Origin of the sequence: Marinobacter shunpengi, assembly GCF_045449695.1 — a bacterium.
Taxonomy (GTDB): Bacteria; Pseudomonadota; Gammaproteobacteria; order Pseudomonadales; family Oleiphilaceae; genus Marinobacter.
Genome location: NZ_JBJJKZ010000005.1, coordinates 641578 through 659121, shown reverse-complemented (window position 1 = coordinate 659121; position 17544 = coordinate 641578). Strand labels below are relative to the sequence as shown.

General features: G+C 60.6%; 11 protein-coding genes, 1 tRNA gene and 1 rRNA gene. 4 read left to right on the top strand and 9 right to left on the bottom strand.

The genetic code is table 11. The features are described from left to right. The 6 genes from ACJO2E_RS04880 to ACJO2E_RS04855 form a co-directional block, all read right to left on the bottom strand. Positions 1-77 (bottom strand) — tRNA-Ile (locus ACJO2E_RS04880). Positions 78-184: 107 nt separating this feature from the next. After that, positions 185-1725: ribosomal RNA gene (locus tag ACJO2E_RS04875) — 16S ribosomal RNA — on the bottom strand. A gap of 448 nt (positions 1726-2173) precedes the next feature. Next, a complete protein-coding gene (purT, locus tag ACJO2E_RS04870) occupies positions 2174-3385 on the bottom strand; it encodes a formate-dependent phosphoribosylglycinamide formyltransferase (protein ID WP_406962386.1) in 1212 nt (403 codons plus the stop codon). 15 nt (positions 3386-3400) lie between these two features. Then, entirely contained in the window at positions 3401-3583 is a 183-nt protein-coding gene (locus ACJO2E_RS04865) for a DUF1289 domain-containing protein (protein WP_406962354.1), read from the bottom strand. Continuing rightward, a complete protein-coding gene (locus ACJO2E_RS04860) occupies positions 3583-4125 on the bottom strand; it encodes a gamma carbonic anhydrase family protein (RefSeq protein ID WP_406962352.1) in 543 nt (180 codons plus the stop codon). The genes ACJO2E_RS04865 and ACJO2E_RS04860 overlap by 1 nt, the downstream gene beginning before the upstream one ends. Before the next feature lie 30 nt (positions 4126-4155). Beyond that, on the bottom strand, positions 4156-4740 hold the full coding sequence (locus tag ACJO2E_RS04855) for an NUDIX hydrolase (protein WP_406962350.1): 585 nt from the start codon (positions 4738-4740) through the stop codon (positions 4156-4158). 88 nt (positions 4741-4828) lie between these two features. On the opposite strand from ACJO2E_RS04855, the gene ACJO2E_RS04850 reads away from it, so the two are divergent. Continuing rightward, entirely contained in the window at positions 4829-5419 is a 591-nt protein-coding gene (locus ACJO2E_RS04850; RefSeq protein ID WP_406962348.1) for an NUDIX hydrolase, read from the top strand. On the opposite strand, the gene ACJO2E_RS04845 is transcribed toward ACJO2E_RS04850, so the two are convergent. After that, a complete protein-coding gene (locus ACJO2E_RS04845; protein WP_406962346.1) occupies positions 5398-5709 on the bottom strand; it encodes a YqfO family protein in 312 nt (103 codons plus the stop codon). The genes ACJO2E_RS04850 and ACJO2E_RS04845 overlap by 22 nt on opposite strands. Positions 5710-6172: 463 nt before the next feature. Next, positions 6173-10075, bottom strand: a complete 3903-nt coding sequence (gene purL / locus ACJO2E_RS04840) for a phosphoribosylformylglycinamidine synthase (RefSeq protein ID WP_406962344.1) — start codon at positions 10073-10075, stop codon at positions 6173-6175. 249 nt (positions 10076-10324) lie between these two features. Here purL and mltF point away from each other — a divergent pair, with 249 nt between their 5' ends. Continuing rightward, positions 10325-11878 (top strand): membrane-bound lytic murein transglycosylase MltF, encoded by a 1554-nt coding sequence (mltF, locus tag ACJO2E_RS04835; RefSeq protein ID WP_406962342.1) that lies wholly within the window; start codon positions 10325-10327, stop codon positions 11876-11878. 20 nt (positions 11879-11898) lie between these two features. Here mltF and ACJO2E_RS04830 read toward each other — a convergent pair whose 3' ends face one another. Next, positions 11899-12378, bottom strand: coding sequence for a regulatory protein RecX (locus tag ACJO2E_RS04830; protein ID WP_406962341.1), 480 nt, complete (start codon positions 12376-12378; stop codon positions 11899-11901). A gap of 187 nt (positions 12379-12565) precedes the next feature. Between ACJO2E_RS04830 and ACJO2E_RS04825 the strand changes: the two genes are divergently transcribed. Together ACJO2E_RS04825 and ACJO2E_RS04820 are read left to right on the top strand one after the other, a co-directional pair. Further along, positions 12566-15055: a DUF349 domain-containing protein gene (locus tag ACJO2E_RS04825; RefSeq protein ID WP_406962339.1), complete on the top strand. Its 2490-nt coding sequence runs from the start codon at positions 12566-12568 to the stop codon at positions 15053-15055. A 287-nt stretch (positions 15056-15342) separates the two neighbouring features. After that, a complete protein-coding gene (locus ACJO2E_RS04820; RefSeq protein ID WP_406962337.1) occupies positions 15343-17496 on the top strand; it encodes a carboxy terminal-processing peptidase in 2154 nt (717 codons plus the stop codon). Positions 17497-17544 lie beyond the last annotated feature (48 nt).

Below are 17544 nucleotides of genomic sequence, written 5' to 3'. Positions count from 1 at the left end.
TGGTGGGTCTGGGTGGACTTGAACCACCGACCTCACCCTTATCAGGGGTGCGCTCTAACCACCTGAGCTACAGACCCGGTTTTGCTTGTCACAAACAAGCCAAGTCGGGCCCGAAAGACCCTTTGCTCTCTTCTCATTGACCAAGTAATTCGTGTGGACTCTGACCGAAACCTCCAGCTATCGTTAAGGAGGTGATCCAGCCGCAGGTTCCCCTACGGCTACCTTGTTACGACTTCACCCCAGTCATGAACCACACCGTGGTGATCGTCCTCCCGAAGGTTAGACTAACCACTTCTGGTGCAATCCACTCCCATGGTGTGACGGGCGGTGTGTACAAGGCCCGGGAACGTATTCACCGCGACATTCTGATTCGCGATTACTAGCGATTCCGACTTCACGCAGTCGAGTTGCAGACTGCGATCCGGACTACGACGCGTTTTATGAGATTAGCTCACCCTCGCGGGGTTGCAGCCCTCTGTGCGCGCCATTGTAGCACGTGTGTAGCCCTGGCCGTAAGGGCCATGATGACCTGACGTCATCCCCACCTTCCTCCGGTTTGTCACCGGCAGTCTCCCTAGAGTTCCCACCATTATGTGCTGGCAACTAGGGATAAGGGTTGCGCTCGTTACGGGACTTAACCCAACATCTCACGACACGAGCTGACGACGGCCATGCAGCACCTGTGTTTGGGTTCCCGAAGGCACCAATCCATCTCTGGAAAGTTCCCAACATGTCAAGGCCAGGTAAGGTTCTTCGCGTTGCGTCGAATTAAACCACATGCTCCACCGCTTGTGCGGGCCCCCGTCAATTCATTTGAGTTTTAACCTTGCGGCCGTACTCCCCAGGCGGTCTACTTAGTGCGTTAACTGCGCCACTAAGACTTCAAGAGTCCCAACGGCTAGTAGACATCGTTTACGGCGTGGACTACCAGGGTATCTAATCCTGTTTGCTCCCCACGCTTTCGCACCTCAGCGTCAGTATTGGTCCAGGTAGCCGCCTTCGCCACTGGTGTTCCTTCCTATATCTACGCATTTCACCGCTACACAGGAAATTCCACTACCCTCTACCATACTCTAGCCTGACAGTTCGGAATGCCGTTCCCAGGTTAAGCCCAGGGCTTTCACATCCCGCTTATCAAACCGCCTACGCGCGCTTTACGCCCAGTAATTCCGATTAACGCTTGCACCCTCCGTATTACCGCGGCTGCTGGCACGGAGTTAGCCGGTGCTTCTTCTGCAAGTAACGTCAAGCATGCTGGGTATTAGCCAACACGTTTTCCTCCTTGCTGAAAGTGCTTTACAACCCGAAAGCCTTCTTCACACACGCGGCATGGCTGGATCAGGGTTGCCCCCATTGTCCAATATTCCCCACTGCTGCCTCCCGTAGGAGTTCGGGCCGTGTCTCAGTCCCGATGTGGCTGATCATCCTCTCAGACCAGCTACGGATCGTCGCCTTGGTAGGCCATTACCCCACCAACTAGCTAATCCGACATAGGCACATCCAATAGCGCAAGGTCCGAAGATCCCCTGCTTTCCCCCGAAGGGCGTATGCGGTATTAATCCGGGTTTCCCCGGGCTATCCCCCACTACTGGGCAGTTTCCTATGCATTACTCACCCGTCCGCCGCTCGACAGCGGGGAGCAAGCTCCCCCTGTTTCCGCTCGACTTGCATGTGTTAGGCCTGCCGCCAGCGTTCAATCTGAGCCATGATCAAACTCTTCAGTTTAAATCATACAAGATCCGAAGATCTCTAATCTTGCTCAAGACAAAACTCATTCTCGACGAGTCGCTTGCCTCGATTATCTGTCGCCAGATAGTCTCGGCCAGCGCCCACACGAATTACTTGGTCAACTTGTTAAAGAGCGTTGAGCATCTGCTCAATCAAGGCCGCGTATTCTACATCAGATCGCCACCTTGTCAACGATTATTTCAAGGTTTTTAACGCCGCTCCCGAAGAAGACCTGAACCGCAAAAACCCAAATCAAACAACCGCTTACTTCGCCTTCCCGTTCAAGCCTCATGGGCCGTGTCCGTCGAAGTGGGGCGCATTCTACAGCCTCACCGATTCCTGTCAACGGCCAATACCAACTTTTTTAGGGCGGTTTCGGTTTGCCGCTACGCTATCGAACACTATTTATCCGATACGGTCATTTTTCAACCAGGTTTCAGAAAAACTACAGACTCACCTTCACCTTCGCAGCCGCTTTACTCGCCAACTCCCGGGCCTCATCAATAGTCTGACTCCTGGCCACAACCACCCCCATGCGCCGACGGCCCCTGAGTTCGGGCTTACCGAAAAGACGGAGTTGTACATCCGGCTCGGCAAGAACTTCCTCGAGATTGCCAAAGCCAGGTTGGTCCGACTCTCCTTCCGGAAGGATGACCGCGGAAGCGGACGGGCCATTCTGGCGTATCGCCGGCACCGGCAAACCAAGGATGGCCCGGGCATGCAGGGCAAACTCGGACAGGTCCTGGGAAATCAGCGTGACCAGTCCGGTATCGTGGGGCCGAGGTGACACCTCGGAGAACCAGACATCATCCCCTTTCACGAACAGCTCCACCCCGAATACGCCATACCCGCCCAGATCAGCAGTGATGGCCTCCGCGATGGCGCGACTTTCTTCCAGCGCCCGGGGACTCATGGGCTGTGGCTGCCAGGATTCCCGGTAATCCCCATCCTCCTGACGGTGACCAATGGGATCGCAGAAGCTGACGCCATCCCGGTGACGGACCGTCAGCAGGGTGATTTCATAGTCGAAGTCGATAAAACCTTCGATGATCACCCTGCCCTTGCCGGCACGCCCACCCGTCTGGGCATAGTCCCAGGCGACTCCGATGTCATCCTGGCTCTGCACCAGGCTCTGCCCCTTGCCGGACGAACTCATTACCGGCTTCACAACACAGGGGAAGCCAATCTCGGACACGGCCTGCTCAAATGCCTCGCGGGTTTCGGCAAAGCGGTAGGCGGATACGGGCAACTCAAGCTCTTCCGCCGCCAGGCGTCGGATCCCCTCCCGGTTCATGGTGAGGTTGACCGCCCGCGCGGTTGGCACAACGCGATACCCTTCCTGTTCCAGTTTGACCAGTTCACCGGTGGCGATGGCCTCGATCTCCGGAACAATAAGCTGTGGTTTTTCCTGCTCGATGACCGCCCTGAGGCTGGCCGGATCCAGCATATCAACCACATGACTGCGGTGAGCCACCTGCATGGCGGGCGCATTGGCGTAACGATCGCAGGCAATGACCTCCACCCCCAGGCGCTGCAGTTCGATCACAACCTCCTTGCCCAGCTCACCCGAGCCACACAGGAGAACCCGGTAGCCATTTGCCTTCAGTGGTGTTCCGATGGAAACGCTCATAATTAACCTGCCAGCCCCCGCCTCAATGCCCGGAAATGATCTCTAGATCAAACTGTTCTGTTCTCGCCGCGCGACCAACTCCAGCACTTGCCGGCGCTCGTCGTTGGTCATGGATGTCCACCGCAGGATCTCATCGCCCGTGCGGTGGCAGCCGATACACACATCATTCTCGTCCAGTGCACAGACGGCCACGCATGGTGACCGCACTCTGTCCTGCTCCGCCATCACTCCCCGCCTTTCCAGGGCTCGACAGGTGTGAGTGAACTCATGTAACGGGCCGCGTTCTCGACATAATGCGCGGCGCTGAGCTCCAGCATCTTCTTCTGGTTATCACCCAGCTCCCGTTTAACGCGCCCCGGCGCACCAATCACCAGGGAGCCGTCCGGCACTTCCATACCCTCGGGGATCAGGGTGTTGGCTCCAATCAGGCAATGCTTGCCGATCCGGGCCCCGTTCAGCACCACGGCGTTTATGCCAATCAGGGAGTAGTCACCAATCTCGCAGCCGTGCAGCATGGCCTTATGGCCCACGGTGACACCACGCCCAAGGGTTAACTGGATGCCGGAATCCGTATGCAGCACGGAACCATCCTGCACATTTGACTCCGGCCCGATGGTGATCAGGTCGTTGTCACCACGGATAACCACGTTGAACCACACACTGCTCTTGTCATGCAGCGCCACACTGCCGATCACGGTAGCGTTGTCTGCGATGAACTGCCCTTCTCCGATTAACTCGGGCTTGCGGTCCGCGAGTTGGTAAAGCATGTTGACCTCTCCTCGTTTGATTCCGACGGATCAGCCCTGGCGGGGCTCAAGCACATCAATGCGGGCATCGTACACGGCATTCAGAAAGTCCACCAGAACCACCGCGGTCAGCCCCCAGATCTCATAACCCTGCCAGCGATAACAGGGGACGTAGTAGGTATCATCCAGGAACGGCAGCACATCGGTGCGTTCACGACGATCCTCCAGCAGGAACTCCACCGGCACATGGAAGATGCTTTCAATCTCATGGGGATTGGGTGTCAGCGGGTGGTCGGCGGGCACCACGCCAACGTATGGCGTTACCAGGATGCCATAGCGGGAGAGCACCTGGCTCAACGGTGCGATCAGTTGAACCTGGTCCGGCGGCAGACCGATTTCCTCGTGGGTCTCGCGAAGCGCGGTGTGGGCGAGGGACGGATCAGACGCGTCCCGCTTCCCCCCGGGGAAGGCCACCTGTCCCCGGTGGGTGGACAGGTTTGACGACCGAAGGGTCAACAGGATCTCGGGGGAACCGGGATTATCCGTCACCGGCACCAGCACACTGGCTTCAGGATAGTCCATCGCCAACTGGTTCGGCGCATACCGGGCTAGCCTTTCCGTCAGTAATTCGCGCAAAATCTCTCTCCCGCGTCTTGATATGGGACAAGGCACCGGGCGAACGATACACTGGTGCCAGAACTCGACACAGTATACGGGGTAATCCATGAAATTCTGCAGTCATTGCGGCCATCCCGTTGAGAGCCGCATTCCCGCCGGGGACAACCGGCCGCGTTACGTGTGCACACACTGTCAGACCATCCACTACCAGAATCCACGAATCGTGGCCGGGACGGTACCGGTGTGGGAAGGAAAGATACTGTTATGCCGCCGGGCCATTGAACCCCGTTACGGCTACTGGACCCTGCCGGCCGGCTTCATGGAGAACTCGGAAACCACGGAGGAAGCCGCCGCCCGGGAGACCCTTGAGGAGGCGATGGCGGACGTGGAACTGGCAGGGCTTTACACCATGATCCATGTGCCCCACATCGACCAGGTCCACATGTTCTATCTGGCCTACCTGACCGAGCCCCGGTTCGGTGCCGGTGAGGAATCCCTGGAAACGGACCTGTTCGAGCTGGACCGCATTCCCTGGGACGAAATCTCCTTCCCGACGGTGCGGCGTACCCTTGAACACTTCGTGGAAGATGTCCAGCGCAACGAGTTCCCCCTTCGTATCAGCGACATCCGCCACCGTATGAAGAAGTCCTCCGAGTCCCGGGAATCCTCGGAGCCTCAGAAGTCCTCCAGCCGGTAGACCTCATAGGCGGGCTCCTCGAAAGGGTGGGCCCGCTTCATCGCCGCCACCGCCTCACGGATGCGATGATCCTCGCAGACCAGTTCCACCTTGTATTCATCCACCCTTTCCAGCTCACCGTGCTGCCCCAGGTGGGGGTTACTGCCCTCCAGCGGACGGAACTGCCCCTTGCCCAGGGTCTGCCAGGCACAGCAATCGTAGTCGCCGATGCGACCGCCTCCGGCGGCGAACACAGCTGCCTTCGTGGTTTCCAGGTCGGTCTCGGGGACGAAAAAGCAGAACTTGTACATGGTGCCCTATCCTCCTGCAAAAAGATGGTTTTCAAGCTTGATACGGCTTGACATCAGGGTCAACGGCGCCTTTCAAAAGGCACCTGAGGTTACCCACAAAATCTGTGGATAACTTTGGGGATAGTTTTTGGGCAGAGCCCGCAAACCCCCGTCGTTACAGCCCTTGTGTCAAATTGGCGACAAATCCACCTACACAAAATAATACTTTAAAAACAATAGGTTACATTTATAGAACAAATACCATACGGTTTGATGGCATTTTGCACACCGGGTCACCTCTTGCCTAATTCCCATGTGCATAAAACCAATTCGTCAAGAAATATTTTAGTTATAACAGCGCACAAACAGCTTGCAATCCAGAAGGTTAGTGGCACGCCCTGATAAACATAAAAAAACCGGTGACCAACTCCTCCAGAAAGGAATCAGACACCGGTTTCGCGCCTTGCGCTACTGGCTCAGGAAGTCATCCCAGCCACTTGCGGGCATTGCGGAACATCCTCAACCACGGCCCTTCCTCACCCCAGTCGTCCGGGTGCCAGGAGTACTGGGCGGTACGGAAGACCCTTTCCGGGTGGGGCATCATGATGGTGACGCGGCCATCCCGGCTGGTCACCCCGGTAATACCGCCTTCCGACCCATTCGGGTTGTATGGGTAACGGGTAGTCTGCTGGCCACGGTTGTCCACGTACCGCAGGGCCACCTGGCCTGAGCCGTTGAGGGCCTCAAAGCCCGCCGGCGACGGGAACTCCGCACGCCCTTCCCCATGGGCCACCGCAATCGGCATGCGCGAGCCGGCCATGCCGGACAGGAACACCGACGGGGACTCCTGCACCTCGGCCATGACCAGCCGCGCCTCGAACTGCTCGGACTGGTTGCGAACGAAGTGCGGCCACCCTTCGGTGCCCGGAATCAACTCATGAAGGTTGGACAGCATCTGACAGCCGTTACAAACCCCCAGTGCAAGGGTGTTGTCACGGTCAAAGAAGCCGGCAAACTGGTCCCGCACCCGGGAGTTGAACAGGATCGACTTGGCCCAACCCTCGCCGGCACCCAGCACGTCGCCGTAGGAGAAGCCACCACAGGCCACCAGGGAGCGGAAGCCATCCAGGGTAACCCGTCCGGAGAGCAGGTCACTCATGTGCACGTCCACGGCCTCGAAGCCGGCGCGGTCGAAGGCCGCTGCCATTTCCACCTGGCCATTAACGCCCTGCTCGCGCAGTACAGCAACCTTGGGTGCCACCCCTTTATTGATGTAGGGCGCGGCCACATCCTCGGCAGGGTCGAAGGTCAGTGCCGCATGCAGCCCGGGGTCGTCATCGTCAAGCAGGTTGTCGAACTCTTCCCGGGCACAGTTGGCGTTGTCCCGGAGGCTCTGGATCCGGTAGCTGGTCTCCGACCAGAGACGCTGCAGCTCCCCCCGAGGATGTTCGATCACCGCATGCCCCTCGAAGGTAAAGCGAATGTGATCGTCCTCATTCAGGGTGCCGACAACCGAGGTGTGCTCACCCAGGCCGGCACCGGAGAACTGCTGGAGCACGAAGGGGGTGTCTTCCCGGCGGACCTGGATGATCGCGCCCAGTTCCTCGTTGAACAGCTCGCGGGCAAACTGGCCAGACTCCTCCGCAAGACCGTCCAGACGGATATCGACACCGGTATGACCGGCAAATGCCATCTCCGTCAGGGTGACGAACATGCCACCATCGGAACGATCGTGATAGGCCAGGATCTTGCCATCGCCATTCAGCCCCTGGACCACGGCGAAGAAAGCCTTGATATCTTCCGGGTCGTCCACGTCCGGCGCCACCGCGCCCATCTGGCCATAGACCTGCGCCAGGGCGGAGCCCCCCAGACGGTTCTGGCCGGCGGCCAGGTCAATCAGGATCAGGTCGGTATCACCCTGATCCCTCCTCAGCTGGGGCGTCAGGGTGCGGGTCACGTCGGTCACCGGTGCAAAACCGCTGATAATCAGGGATAGGGGCGCGGTCACACTCTTCTGCTCCTCACCCTCTTCCCACACGGTCTTCATGGACATGGAGTCCTTGCCCACGGGAATGGCAATACCCAGGGCCGGGCACAGTTCCATACCCACCGCGCGCACGGTTTCATACAGGTTTTCATCCTCGCCGGGGTGGCCCGCCGCCGCCATCCAGTTGGCCGACAACCGGATATCGGAAAGCTTGCCGATAGGGGCCGCCGCCAGGTTGGTGATCGCCTCACCCACGGCCATACGGCCGGAGGCCGGCGCATCAATACTGGCCACCGGCGTGCGCTCACCCATGGCCATGGCCTCACCGGTGAGCACGTCGTAACTGGTGGCCGTTACGGCGACATCAGCCACCGGAACCTGCCACGGTCCCACCATCTGATCCCGGGCCACCAGCCCGGTAATGGTGCGATCACCAATGGTGATCAGGAAATTCTTGCTGCCAACACTGGGCAGCCTCAGGACGCGGCGGATGGCCTCGTCCAGATCCACCCGGGTGGAGTCGAAGATCGGCTTGGTGAACGACGTCCGGATCACACTGCGATGCATGCGCGGCGGCTTGCCGAACAGCACGTCCATGGGCAGGTCTACCGGGGAGTCGTCATAATAGGCGTCATCCAGGCTCAGATGATGGCTTTCCGTGGCCTCGCCGATAACGGCATAGGGGCAGCGCTCGCGGCGACAGATGGCGTCGAAGCGCTCCATGTTGTCCTCGGCCACGGCCAGCACGTAGCGTTCCTGGGACTCGTTGCACCAGATTTCCAGCGGTGACATGCCCGGTTCGTCACTGGGAATGTCCCTGAGTTCAAACTTGCCGCCCCGGCCACCGTCCTTAACCAGCTCCGGCATGGCGTTGGACAGGCCACCCGCCCCCACGTCGTGGATAAAGGCGATGGGGTTGTCCCCGTCCAGCTGCCAGCAACGGTCAATCACTTCCTGACAGCGCCGTTCCATTTCCGGATTGCCCCGCTGTACGGAGGCAAAATCCAGATTCTCGTTACTGGTGCCGGAATCCATGGATGACGCCGCACCACCGCCGAGGCCGATCAGCATGGAGGGACCACCCAGCACGATCAGCCGCGCGCCCACGGGGATCTCCCCCTTCTCCACATGGTTCTCTCGGATGTTGCCCAGGCCGCCGGCAATCATGATGGGCTTGTGGTAACCGCGGACCTCGTCACCATCAGGCCCCGGCACCTTCTGTTCAAAGGTGCGGAAGTAGCCGGCCAGGTTGGGACGGCCAAATTCATTGTTGAAGGAGGCGCCACCGATGGGCGCATCAATCATGATATCCAGCGGGGATGCGATGCGATCCGGACGGCCATAGCCATCCTCCCAGGGTTGGAGGTCACCCGGAATTTCGAGGTTGGACACGGTGAACCCGGTCAGGCCCGCCTTGGGCTTGGAGCCGCGACCGGTGGCTCCCTCGTCACGAATCTCACCACCGGCACCGGTGGCGGAACCGGCAAACGGCGAGATGGCCGTCGGATGATTGTGGGTCTCCACCTTCATCAGGATGTGGATGGGCTCGCGCACATACTGGTAGCGGGCGGTTTCCGGATCCGGGTAGAAACGGCCACCGGTGGAACCGCGAATCACCGAGGCGTTGTCCCGGTAGGCCGAGAGCACACCCTCACTACTCATCTCATGGGTGTTGCGGATCATGGCGAACAGGGACTTCTGCTGCCCCTCGCCATCAATATCCCAGGAGGCGTTGAAGATCTTGTGTCGACAGTGCTCCGAGTTGGCCTGGGCGAACATCATCAGTTCGACGTCGGTGGGATCACGATCCAGGTCGTTGAAGGCATCCACCAGGTAGTCGATCTCGTCCTCCGCCAGGGCCAGGCCAAGGCGCTGGTTGGCATCCACCAGTGCGGGACGGCCACCGGTCAGGACCGGGATCCGCTCCAGCGGCCGGGGTTCCTCCCGGTGGAACAGCAGTTCCGCACCCGCCATCTCGTGGAAAACGGTTTCCGTCATGCGGTCATGCAGCAGCGCCGCGATGGCCTGACGATCCTCCCGGCCCAGTTTCTTGTTCGCCTTCACGTAGTAGGCGATGCCCCGCTCAATGCGGTTGACCTGGCGCAGCCCACAGTTGCGGGCAATATCCGTGGCCTTGCTGGACCAGGGCGATACCGTGCCCGGCCGCGGCACCACCAGGAACAGGACGCCATCCGGCTCCCGCTGTTCAGCGCTGGGCCCGTAGGTCAGCAGCCGATCCAGCACCGTCTGTTCACCATCGCCAAGCTCCGCCTCGGCGTCCACGAAATGCATGAATTCCGCATAAATGCCACTGACGCCCGGAACGGCTTCAGTCAGTTGCCCAAACAGTTTATCGGAGCGGAAGGGGGAAAGTGCGGGAGCGCCGCGGAGTTCCAGCATGGGTATAAACCTGTATCACGCGAACTTGGGGAAACCGGTGCGCCAGCCAGCAGGCCCAGTCGGCCCTCTGACAGCCAGGCAGGGCACCGTGTATGAACGGGCGCAATCATACTGGAAACTGGGCACGGGATACAGCAGTGCACACCAAACACAGAGTTTACAGTTGTTAACCACAAAGCCTGCCCTCAAATTTGACCTTTTTCGCTGCTCTGGGGGATGATAATCCCATACTTCCCGGAGGTCATGAATTTGGGCCAACCCCGAATCTCAGGATACCAGCCCCTGTTCCCATCGGGCACCATCCCCCTTTTGCTGTTACTGGCTACCACACTGCTGGGCGGTTGTTCACGCCCGGATACGCTGGCCACGGTAAAGGCGGAGGGTGTCCTGCATGTTATCACCCGCAATGCGCCCTCCATCTATTACAAGGATCGTGAGGGCTCCACGGGCTTCGACTACGAACTGGCACAACGGTTTGCCGACCACCTGGGGGTTGAGCTGCGGGTCCGCCTGGTGGAAGGCAACAGCGAAATCCTTGACGTGCTCGACCAGGGCTATGCCCACATCGGGTTGACCGGGCTGTCCATGGCCCACGACTGGGACGGACGTTTCCGCACCCTGGCCAATGGCCTCAGCTCCGGCTCCGTCGTGATCTATCACCGGGGTCTGGAGAAGCGATTTGACTCCATGGAGGCGCTGGCCGACCAGGACATCACCCTCCATGCCGCCACGGAAACCAACCACCTACCACACCTCGAGCAACTCCGGGAGCAGTTCCCCCAGCTCAGCTACCGGGTACACGACGGCCTGGATGCCGCCGGCATCCTGGAAAGGGTGGAGTCAGGCGAATTGCCCACCGCCGTTGTCGACGCCAACGAACTGGCCCTGAACCACGTGTTCTACCCCAACGTGAAACGGGCATTCACCATGAGTGACCAGGAGCCGGTTGCCTGGCTGTTCCCCATCCGCAACGACGGCACTCTTTACCTTGAAGCCCAGGCGTTCTTCCGGCAGATTGAGGAAGACGGTACCCTGGCCCACCTGAGGGAGCGCTTCTACGGTCATCTGGACCAGCTCGGCTATGTTGGCGCCCTCACCTTCGAGAAGCATGTCCAGGATCGCCTGCCGAAATACATGGACACCTTCCGGGACTTTGGCCAGGAAACCGGTATTGACTGGCGACTGCTGGCCGCCATTGGCTATCAGGAATCCAACTGGCGGCGAAACGCGGTGTCACCCACCGGCGTACGTGGCCTGATGATGCTGACCCGAAACACCGCCAACCACATCGGTATCGACAATCGCCTGAACCCCGAGCAGAGTATCGAAGGCGGTGCCCGTTACTTCCGCCAGGTGCTCCGGATGATCCCCGACCACGTCAACGAACCGGACCGGACCTGGTTTGCGCTGGCATCCTACAACGTCGGCTTCGGACACCTGGAGGACGCCCGCCGCCTGGCGGAGTCCGCGGGACGCAACCCGGACCGGTGGCTGGATGTGAAGGAATTCCTGCCGCTACTGTCACAGAAGGAATGGTATTCGAAGACCCGGCATGGCTACGCCCGGGGCCATGAACCGGTACTCTATGTGCAGAACATACGCCGGTACTACGATGTCCTGTCCCGTCGCTTCGACCTGGAGACCGACACCGAACCCACCGCGGTGGCGGATGCCAGCACCGGCGAACTGACCCCGCCCAAAGAGCTCCTTGACTACCGAACGATCCGGGATCGACCGGCGGACGAGCAGGAAACCTCACTGGTACTCCCCCGCGAAATGGGCTTCCCCCCACCGACACTCTAGAGCCTTTTCCCGGGACGAAGCTATTCCAGGGACGCCCTGACCACCTCCAGGGCCCGCTCGACCTGCTCACCGGAGAACCCCCGGCGAGCCAGGAAGCCACCTTGCCGCTGGCGCTCCAACCAATCATCGGAGATATCCGTAAGCCCGAAGCGACGCTCCCGAAGCCGGATGGCCATCTCCGCCCAGCGCTCCTCCGGCACCCCGGCCAGTTCCGGTGGTGTACCGCCCACACCCCGCTGCTGAAGATCAGCCTGGATCTTCAGGGGGCCATAGCCCGCGTCCATACGCTGGCGCACGAACACCTCGGCGAAACGATCGTCGTCAAGCCACCCCCTGTCCTCAAAATCGTCCAGGACCGATTCGATAACGCTGTCGTCCACCCGCCGCTGGCGTAATTTCATGGTCAGTTCCAGCCGGCTGTGCTCACGACGGGCCAGCAGGCGCAACGCGGTTTCCGGCGCCTGCTCGTTGGGGTCCTTCTTTTTACCTGACTTTGCCATACAGACCCTTTCCGCAACCTGTTTCGAGAGGATAGACTATGCCACCTGCCTAAAAGCCGGAGGAAGCTGCCAGCCGCCCGTTCCTGGGCACTGAACTTCCCGGCTTTTCCGATTCCCGACCGGTGACACGCACCCGGGAACATGAACGGGGACGCCCCCGCGAACTGACTGCCTGAAGGATACCGACATGGCCGCATTTTTCCAGAACCTCCTCAAGAAGCGCTCCACTTCAGCGACCGGACCGGACAGCAGCAAGCCCAAACCAGCCAGGGGCCGCAAGGAAGAAGGCCCAGATCGTGAGGAAGCGGCAGGCAGCAAAGGCCCTGAACAGTCGGCCATCGATAGCCAGAGGGCGATCCTGGCGGACAGCAATACCACCCAGGAAGCCCTGGCGGAACTGGCCATCAAGGGCCTGGCGGTGGATATACGACTTGAAGCGGCACAACGACTGACCGACGAGTCGCTGCTACAGCAGGTTCAGAAAGCCGCCCGGGGCAGGGACAAGGGCGTTTACCAGCACGTTCGCGGGGTGCTCCAGGAGCTTCGTCGCAGCGAGGACGAGCAGAAGGCGACCCAGGATGCCCTGGCCCGGTTGGCCAGGGAGGCAGAAGAGCTGGCCAGGACCGGCGACACCAATCTCTACGAGGCCCGTACCCAGAAGCTGGAGAAACAGTGGCAGGCGCTGGAGACGACCGCCAGCAATGAACAGAAATCCCGGATACTGGCCGCGCTCCATGACTGCCGCCAGCGGGTACGGGACCTGGAACAGGAGCGCCAGGAAGAACAGCGACACCACGACCAGAAACAACAGCGAGATGAAACCCTGGCCCTGCTGCGGGAAACCCTCGACTCCCTGGCGGAGGAAGCTCCTGCCACCAGCGCCCTGCCCTCCCTGGATGCACTGCAACGAACCCAGGAGAACCGGTGGCTGGAAGCCACCCGGGACACCGAGGTCAGCCGTCAGGAGCAGAAGCAGTATGAAAACCTGATGCAGTCCCTGCGGGGCGCTATCAGCGCTGTCCGTCGACTGGGCCAGCATCAGGAGGAAATCGACACTCTCACCGGTCAGGACAAACCGTCCGTCGAACAGGTCCGCCCCGTGCTGGACCAGCTTGAGTGGCCTGGACACGTAGCACAACCGGCAGCGGTGAGACTCCTCGCCGAGAAGGCCCATATCAGACCCTCGGAACCCGTTCCCGACAGCGGCGACGCCGACGTCCGGGAAAAGATCCTCGACCGGCTTTCCGCGGCCCTGGACAAACTCGAAACCGCCCTGTCCGCCAACCAGCTCAAGGAGTCGCGGCAGCACCTCAAGCAGGCCCAGGGACTCCAGCGCCAGCTCTCCGGCATAGCGGCAAATCACCACCGTGGACGACTGCAGCGGCTGACCGGCCAGGTTCGCGAACTGGGGGACTGGCGGGGCTTTGCCACCGAACCCAAGCAGGTTTCCCTCTGCGAACAGATGGAGTACCTGGCGGAACAGCCCATGGATCCGGAAGCAAAGGCCACCCATATCCAGGAGTTGCAACAGGAGTGGCGGGAGCTGGGCGGCTCCTCCAACCGTGACCTGTGGCAGCGTTTTCGCAAGGCTTCGGATCTCGCCTTCAAACCGTGCAAGGCCTATTTCGAGGCCCGGTCCGACCTGAAGAAGGTTCACCTGCAGAAGCGCCACAGTATCTGTGAGGAACTGGCCCGTTACCTGGAGGCCACGGACTGGAGTCAGGTGGACTGGAAAGCCGCCGAGCAGATCGAGAAAACCGCCCGCAAGGAGTGGCGACAGGCGTGGCCGGTGGAATTCCGGGACAACCGCCAGGTCCAGAAGGAATTCGATCGCCTGATGAACGACCTGGGCAACCACCTGGACGAGGAACGCCACCGCAATGAAGCGCTCAAACAGGAGATCGTGGAGCGTGCCCGGTCGCTGATCGAGCATTCGCCCCTGTCTGAGGCCATGAACGAGGCCAAGGCGCTGCAGAAGCAATGGCAGGACATCGGCATCACCCGCCATCGGGAAGACCGCAAGCTGTGGAAGGCCTTCCGGGCCGCCTGTGACGAGATCTTTGCCCGCCGGGACGAGCAACGCCAGCGCCGCCAGCAGGAAACCAGTGAGTCGGATGAGGCTGCGGACCAGGCCCTCGCCCGGGCCCGGGATCTTCTCTCGCAGGAGGAACTGGATGAACCTCCCGCAGTCGACGTGATTCAGCAACTGGAATCCGCCGCCAGGACACCGGTATCCTCCAGCAAGGGCAACGAGATCCGCAGCACCGCGCAGGAGCTGTCAGGCCGACTCCGGCAACAAAGGCAACGGGCCAGTGTGCGGCAATGGCAGCAGTGGATAGACCAGCGCCAGCAGGGCCAGTTGTCCCCGGACGAAGTCCCCGGCCACTGGCAACAACTGCAATCGACGGCGGAGTTGTCCGATGCCAGGGAACTGGTGGTGCTGAGCGAAATCCTCAGCGGCAGCCCCTCTCCGGATGACGACCAGTCGCTGAGAATGGAACTGCAGGTCAGGCGGCTCAGGGAAGGTTTCGGGGGCAGCCAGGCGGCGTCCGATGCGCAGGCCGACACCCTGGAGACCCTGGTGGCCTGCTGGTGCCTGGGACTGCCCGACGATTCGCTGACGCCGGAACTGGCCAGCCGGCTCCGACAGGCACTGGACACTGGGAGTTCCACATGACCGGTCAGTCTTTCTGGGGCGTATACCCCCCAACGGGACCTGCGTCAGGTTATGGACAGATTGTCATTACATCGCCGACGCTCGCTGTGGTAACGGCCGCACCGGTTGCCTACAATGAAAATCATGGAGTGAGAGTCCGCCCTGAGTGCCGTTGACGGCTTCAGCGCTGATGCGAAAGCTCTACTGGAACCGGCCATAGCCGTGGTGCTTGCAGGCCTGACCTGCTTACGGAATCTTCAGCATCCGACCGGTATCCAGGGAGCCCGTACTAGCAGGTAACCAGATCTATGAAGACAGTACACAAGCCCGTAGTTTCCCGGGCCAGGAACCTTGCCATCGGTGTCCTGGTAGCCCTGCCCGTGGTAGGCATTGGCACATCCCTCCAGGCCAGCGTCGAGCGCAATGCCTATGAGGCGGTCTCTCCCACCATTGAACAGGCCCGGGCAAACATCCTGATCTCCCGGCAACTGCAGTTCACCCACTTCCGGGACCAGGCCATCGACGAAGCCCTGGCGGAAGAGGTATTCAATGACTACCTGGACTACCTTGACGGTCAGCGCGTCTATCTGACCCGGGAAGACATCGAGTCATTCCAGCCCCTGAAGTCGCAGATGGCCGCCGCCCTGCGTACGGGCCAGCTCCAGCCGGGCTTCCAGATCTATAACCGGGTCCAGACCCGCATCATCGAACGCATGGACTATGCGCTTGGCCTGCTGGAAAACGGCGTTGACCGGTTCGATTTCGAGACCGACGACGAAATCCTGCTGGACCGCTCCGAGGCCGGCTGGGAAGCCGATCAGGCCGCCCTTGACCAGCTCTGGAACAAGCGTATCCGCAACGCCGTGCTGGCACAGCGCCTGAACGGCAGCACCGATGAGGAAATCGTCGAGGTACTGACCCGCCGTTACGAAAGCCAGCGCAAGCGTATCGCCCAGATGCGCAGCGAAGATGCGTTCCAGGCCTACATGAATGCTTTTACCGGCACCTGGGATCCGCATACCAACTATTTCTCGCCGCGCAACTCCGAGAACTTCAACATCAACATGAGCCTGTCCCTGGAGGGCATCGGCGCAGTGCTTCAGTCCGACAACGAATATACCAAGGTGGTGCGCCTGGTACCGGGTGGCCCGGCTTCCCGCCAGGGGCAACTGGGTCCGGCGGACCGTATTGTTTCGGTCAGGCAGGACGACGAGGAGCAGCCCACCAACGTGATTGGCTGGCGTCTGGACGAGGTGGTGGACCTGATCCGGGGCCCCCGGGGCTCCACCGTTACCCTGGAGGTGATTCCCGCCAATGCCACCGATGAAACCGTTACCCGCACCATCGCCATCAAGCGGGATGAGGTGAAACTGGAAGAACAGAGCGCCAGCAGCGAAGTGATTGAACTGGACCGGGGCGGTGAGACCTATCGCATCGGGGTGATCGACATCCCCACCTTCTATGCCGATTTCCAGGCCATGCAGCGGGGCGACCCGAACTACAAGAGCACCACCCGTGACGTTCGCAACCTGCTGGAAAAACTGAAGGAAGAGAACAACGTTGACGGTCTGGTGGTAGACCTGCGCAACAACGGTGGCGGTGCCCTGCACGAGGCCAACGACCTGGTGGGTCTGTTTATCGACCAGGGGCCGACGGTACAGATCCGCAGTGCCGACAATCAGGTCCAGGTGCTCTCCGACCAGGACCCGAGCGTCGCCTGGGACGGCCCGATGGTGGTATTGGTGAACCGAATGAGCGCCTCGGCCTCGGAAATCTTTGCCGGCGCCATACAGGATTATGGCCGCGGCCTGGTCGTGGGCTCACAGACCTTCGGCAAGGGTACCGTACAGGCGGTGCGGTCCCTGAATCATGGCCAGCTCAAGATTACCCAGTCCAAGTTCTACCGGGTGTCCGGTGGCTCCACGCAGCACCGGGGGGTCATTCCGGACATCGAGATTCCGTCCCGTATCGATACCACCCGTATTGGTGAGGACGCCCTCGAACGGGCCCTGCCCTGGGATCAGATAGAATCTGTCCCCCATGCCCGCTATTTCGATTTCAGTTCGATGATTGATGAACTGCGTGACCGCCACGCTGACCGTTTCGACGACAGCCCGGAGTTCAGCCTGCTGCAGAAAGAGATCGACTTCCTGGCCGAGCAGCGTAAAACCACCATGGTCAGCCTCAACGAGAACGAGCGGCGAAGCTATCAGGAACAACTGGAAAGCCGTCAGCTGGCCATTGCCAATGCCCGCCGCGAGCTGAAAGGCGACGAGCCCTTCGAGGACTTCAAGGCCATGGAAGAGCATCAGGAACAGCAGGCAGCCGCCGCTCCCGGTGAGGAAGACGAGCTGGACTTCATTGTCCGGGAGGGTGGCCACATCATGGCCGACATGCTGGAGCTGGACCGTCGCATGGCCACCATCCTGCCTGCCGGGACGGTGACCGCCAAGGCGGAATAATCGACTCACGACCGGAACAGCAAAAAGCCGGCACTTCCTTCGAAGTTG

Coding starts and splice junctions, on each gene's coding strand:
- ACJO2E_RS04865 (WP_406962354.1), bottom strand. CDS start 3,583: ATGGCGGAGCAGGACAGAGTGCGGTCACCATGCGTGGCCGTCTGTGCA.
- ACJO2E_RS04850 (WP_406962348.1), top strand. CDS start 4,829: ATGAAATTCTGCAGTCATTGCGGCCATCCCGTTGAGAGCCGCATTCCC.
- ACJO2E_RS04830 (WP_406962341.1), bottom strand. CDS start 12,378: ATGGCAAAGTCAGGTAAAAAGAAGGACCCCAACGAGCAGGCGCCGGAA.
- purL (WP_406962344.1), bottom strand. CDS start 10,075: ATGCTGGAACTCCGCGGCGCTCCCGCACTTTCCCCCTTCCGCTCCGAT.
- ACJO2E_RS04860 (WP_406962352.1), bottom strand. CDS start 4,125: ATGCTTTACCAACTCGCGGACCGCAAGCCCGAGTTAATCGGAGAAGGG.
- ACJO2E_RS04845 (WP_406962346.1), bottom strand. CDS start 5,709: ATGTACAAGTTCTGCTTTTTCGTCCCCGAGACCGACCTGGAAACCACG.
- ACJO2E_RS04825 (WP_406962339.1), top strand. CDS start 12,566: ATGGCCGCATTTTTCCAGAACCTCCTCAAGAAGCGCTCCACTTCAGCG.
- ACJO2E_RS04820 (WP_406962337.1), top strand. CDS start 15,343: ATGAAGACAGTACACAAGCCCGTAGTTTCCCGGGCCAGGAACCTTGCC.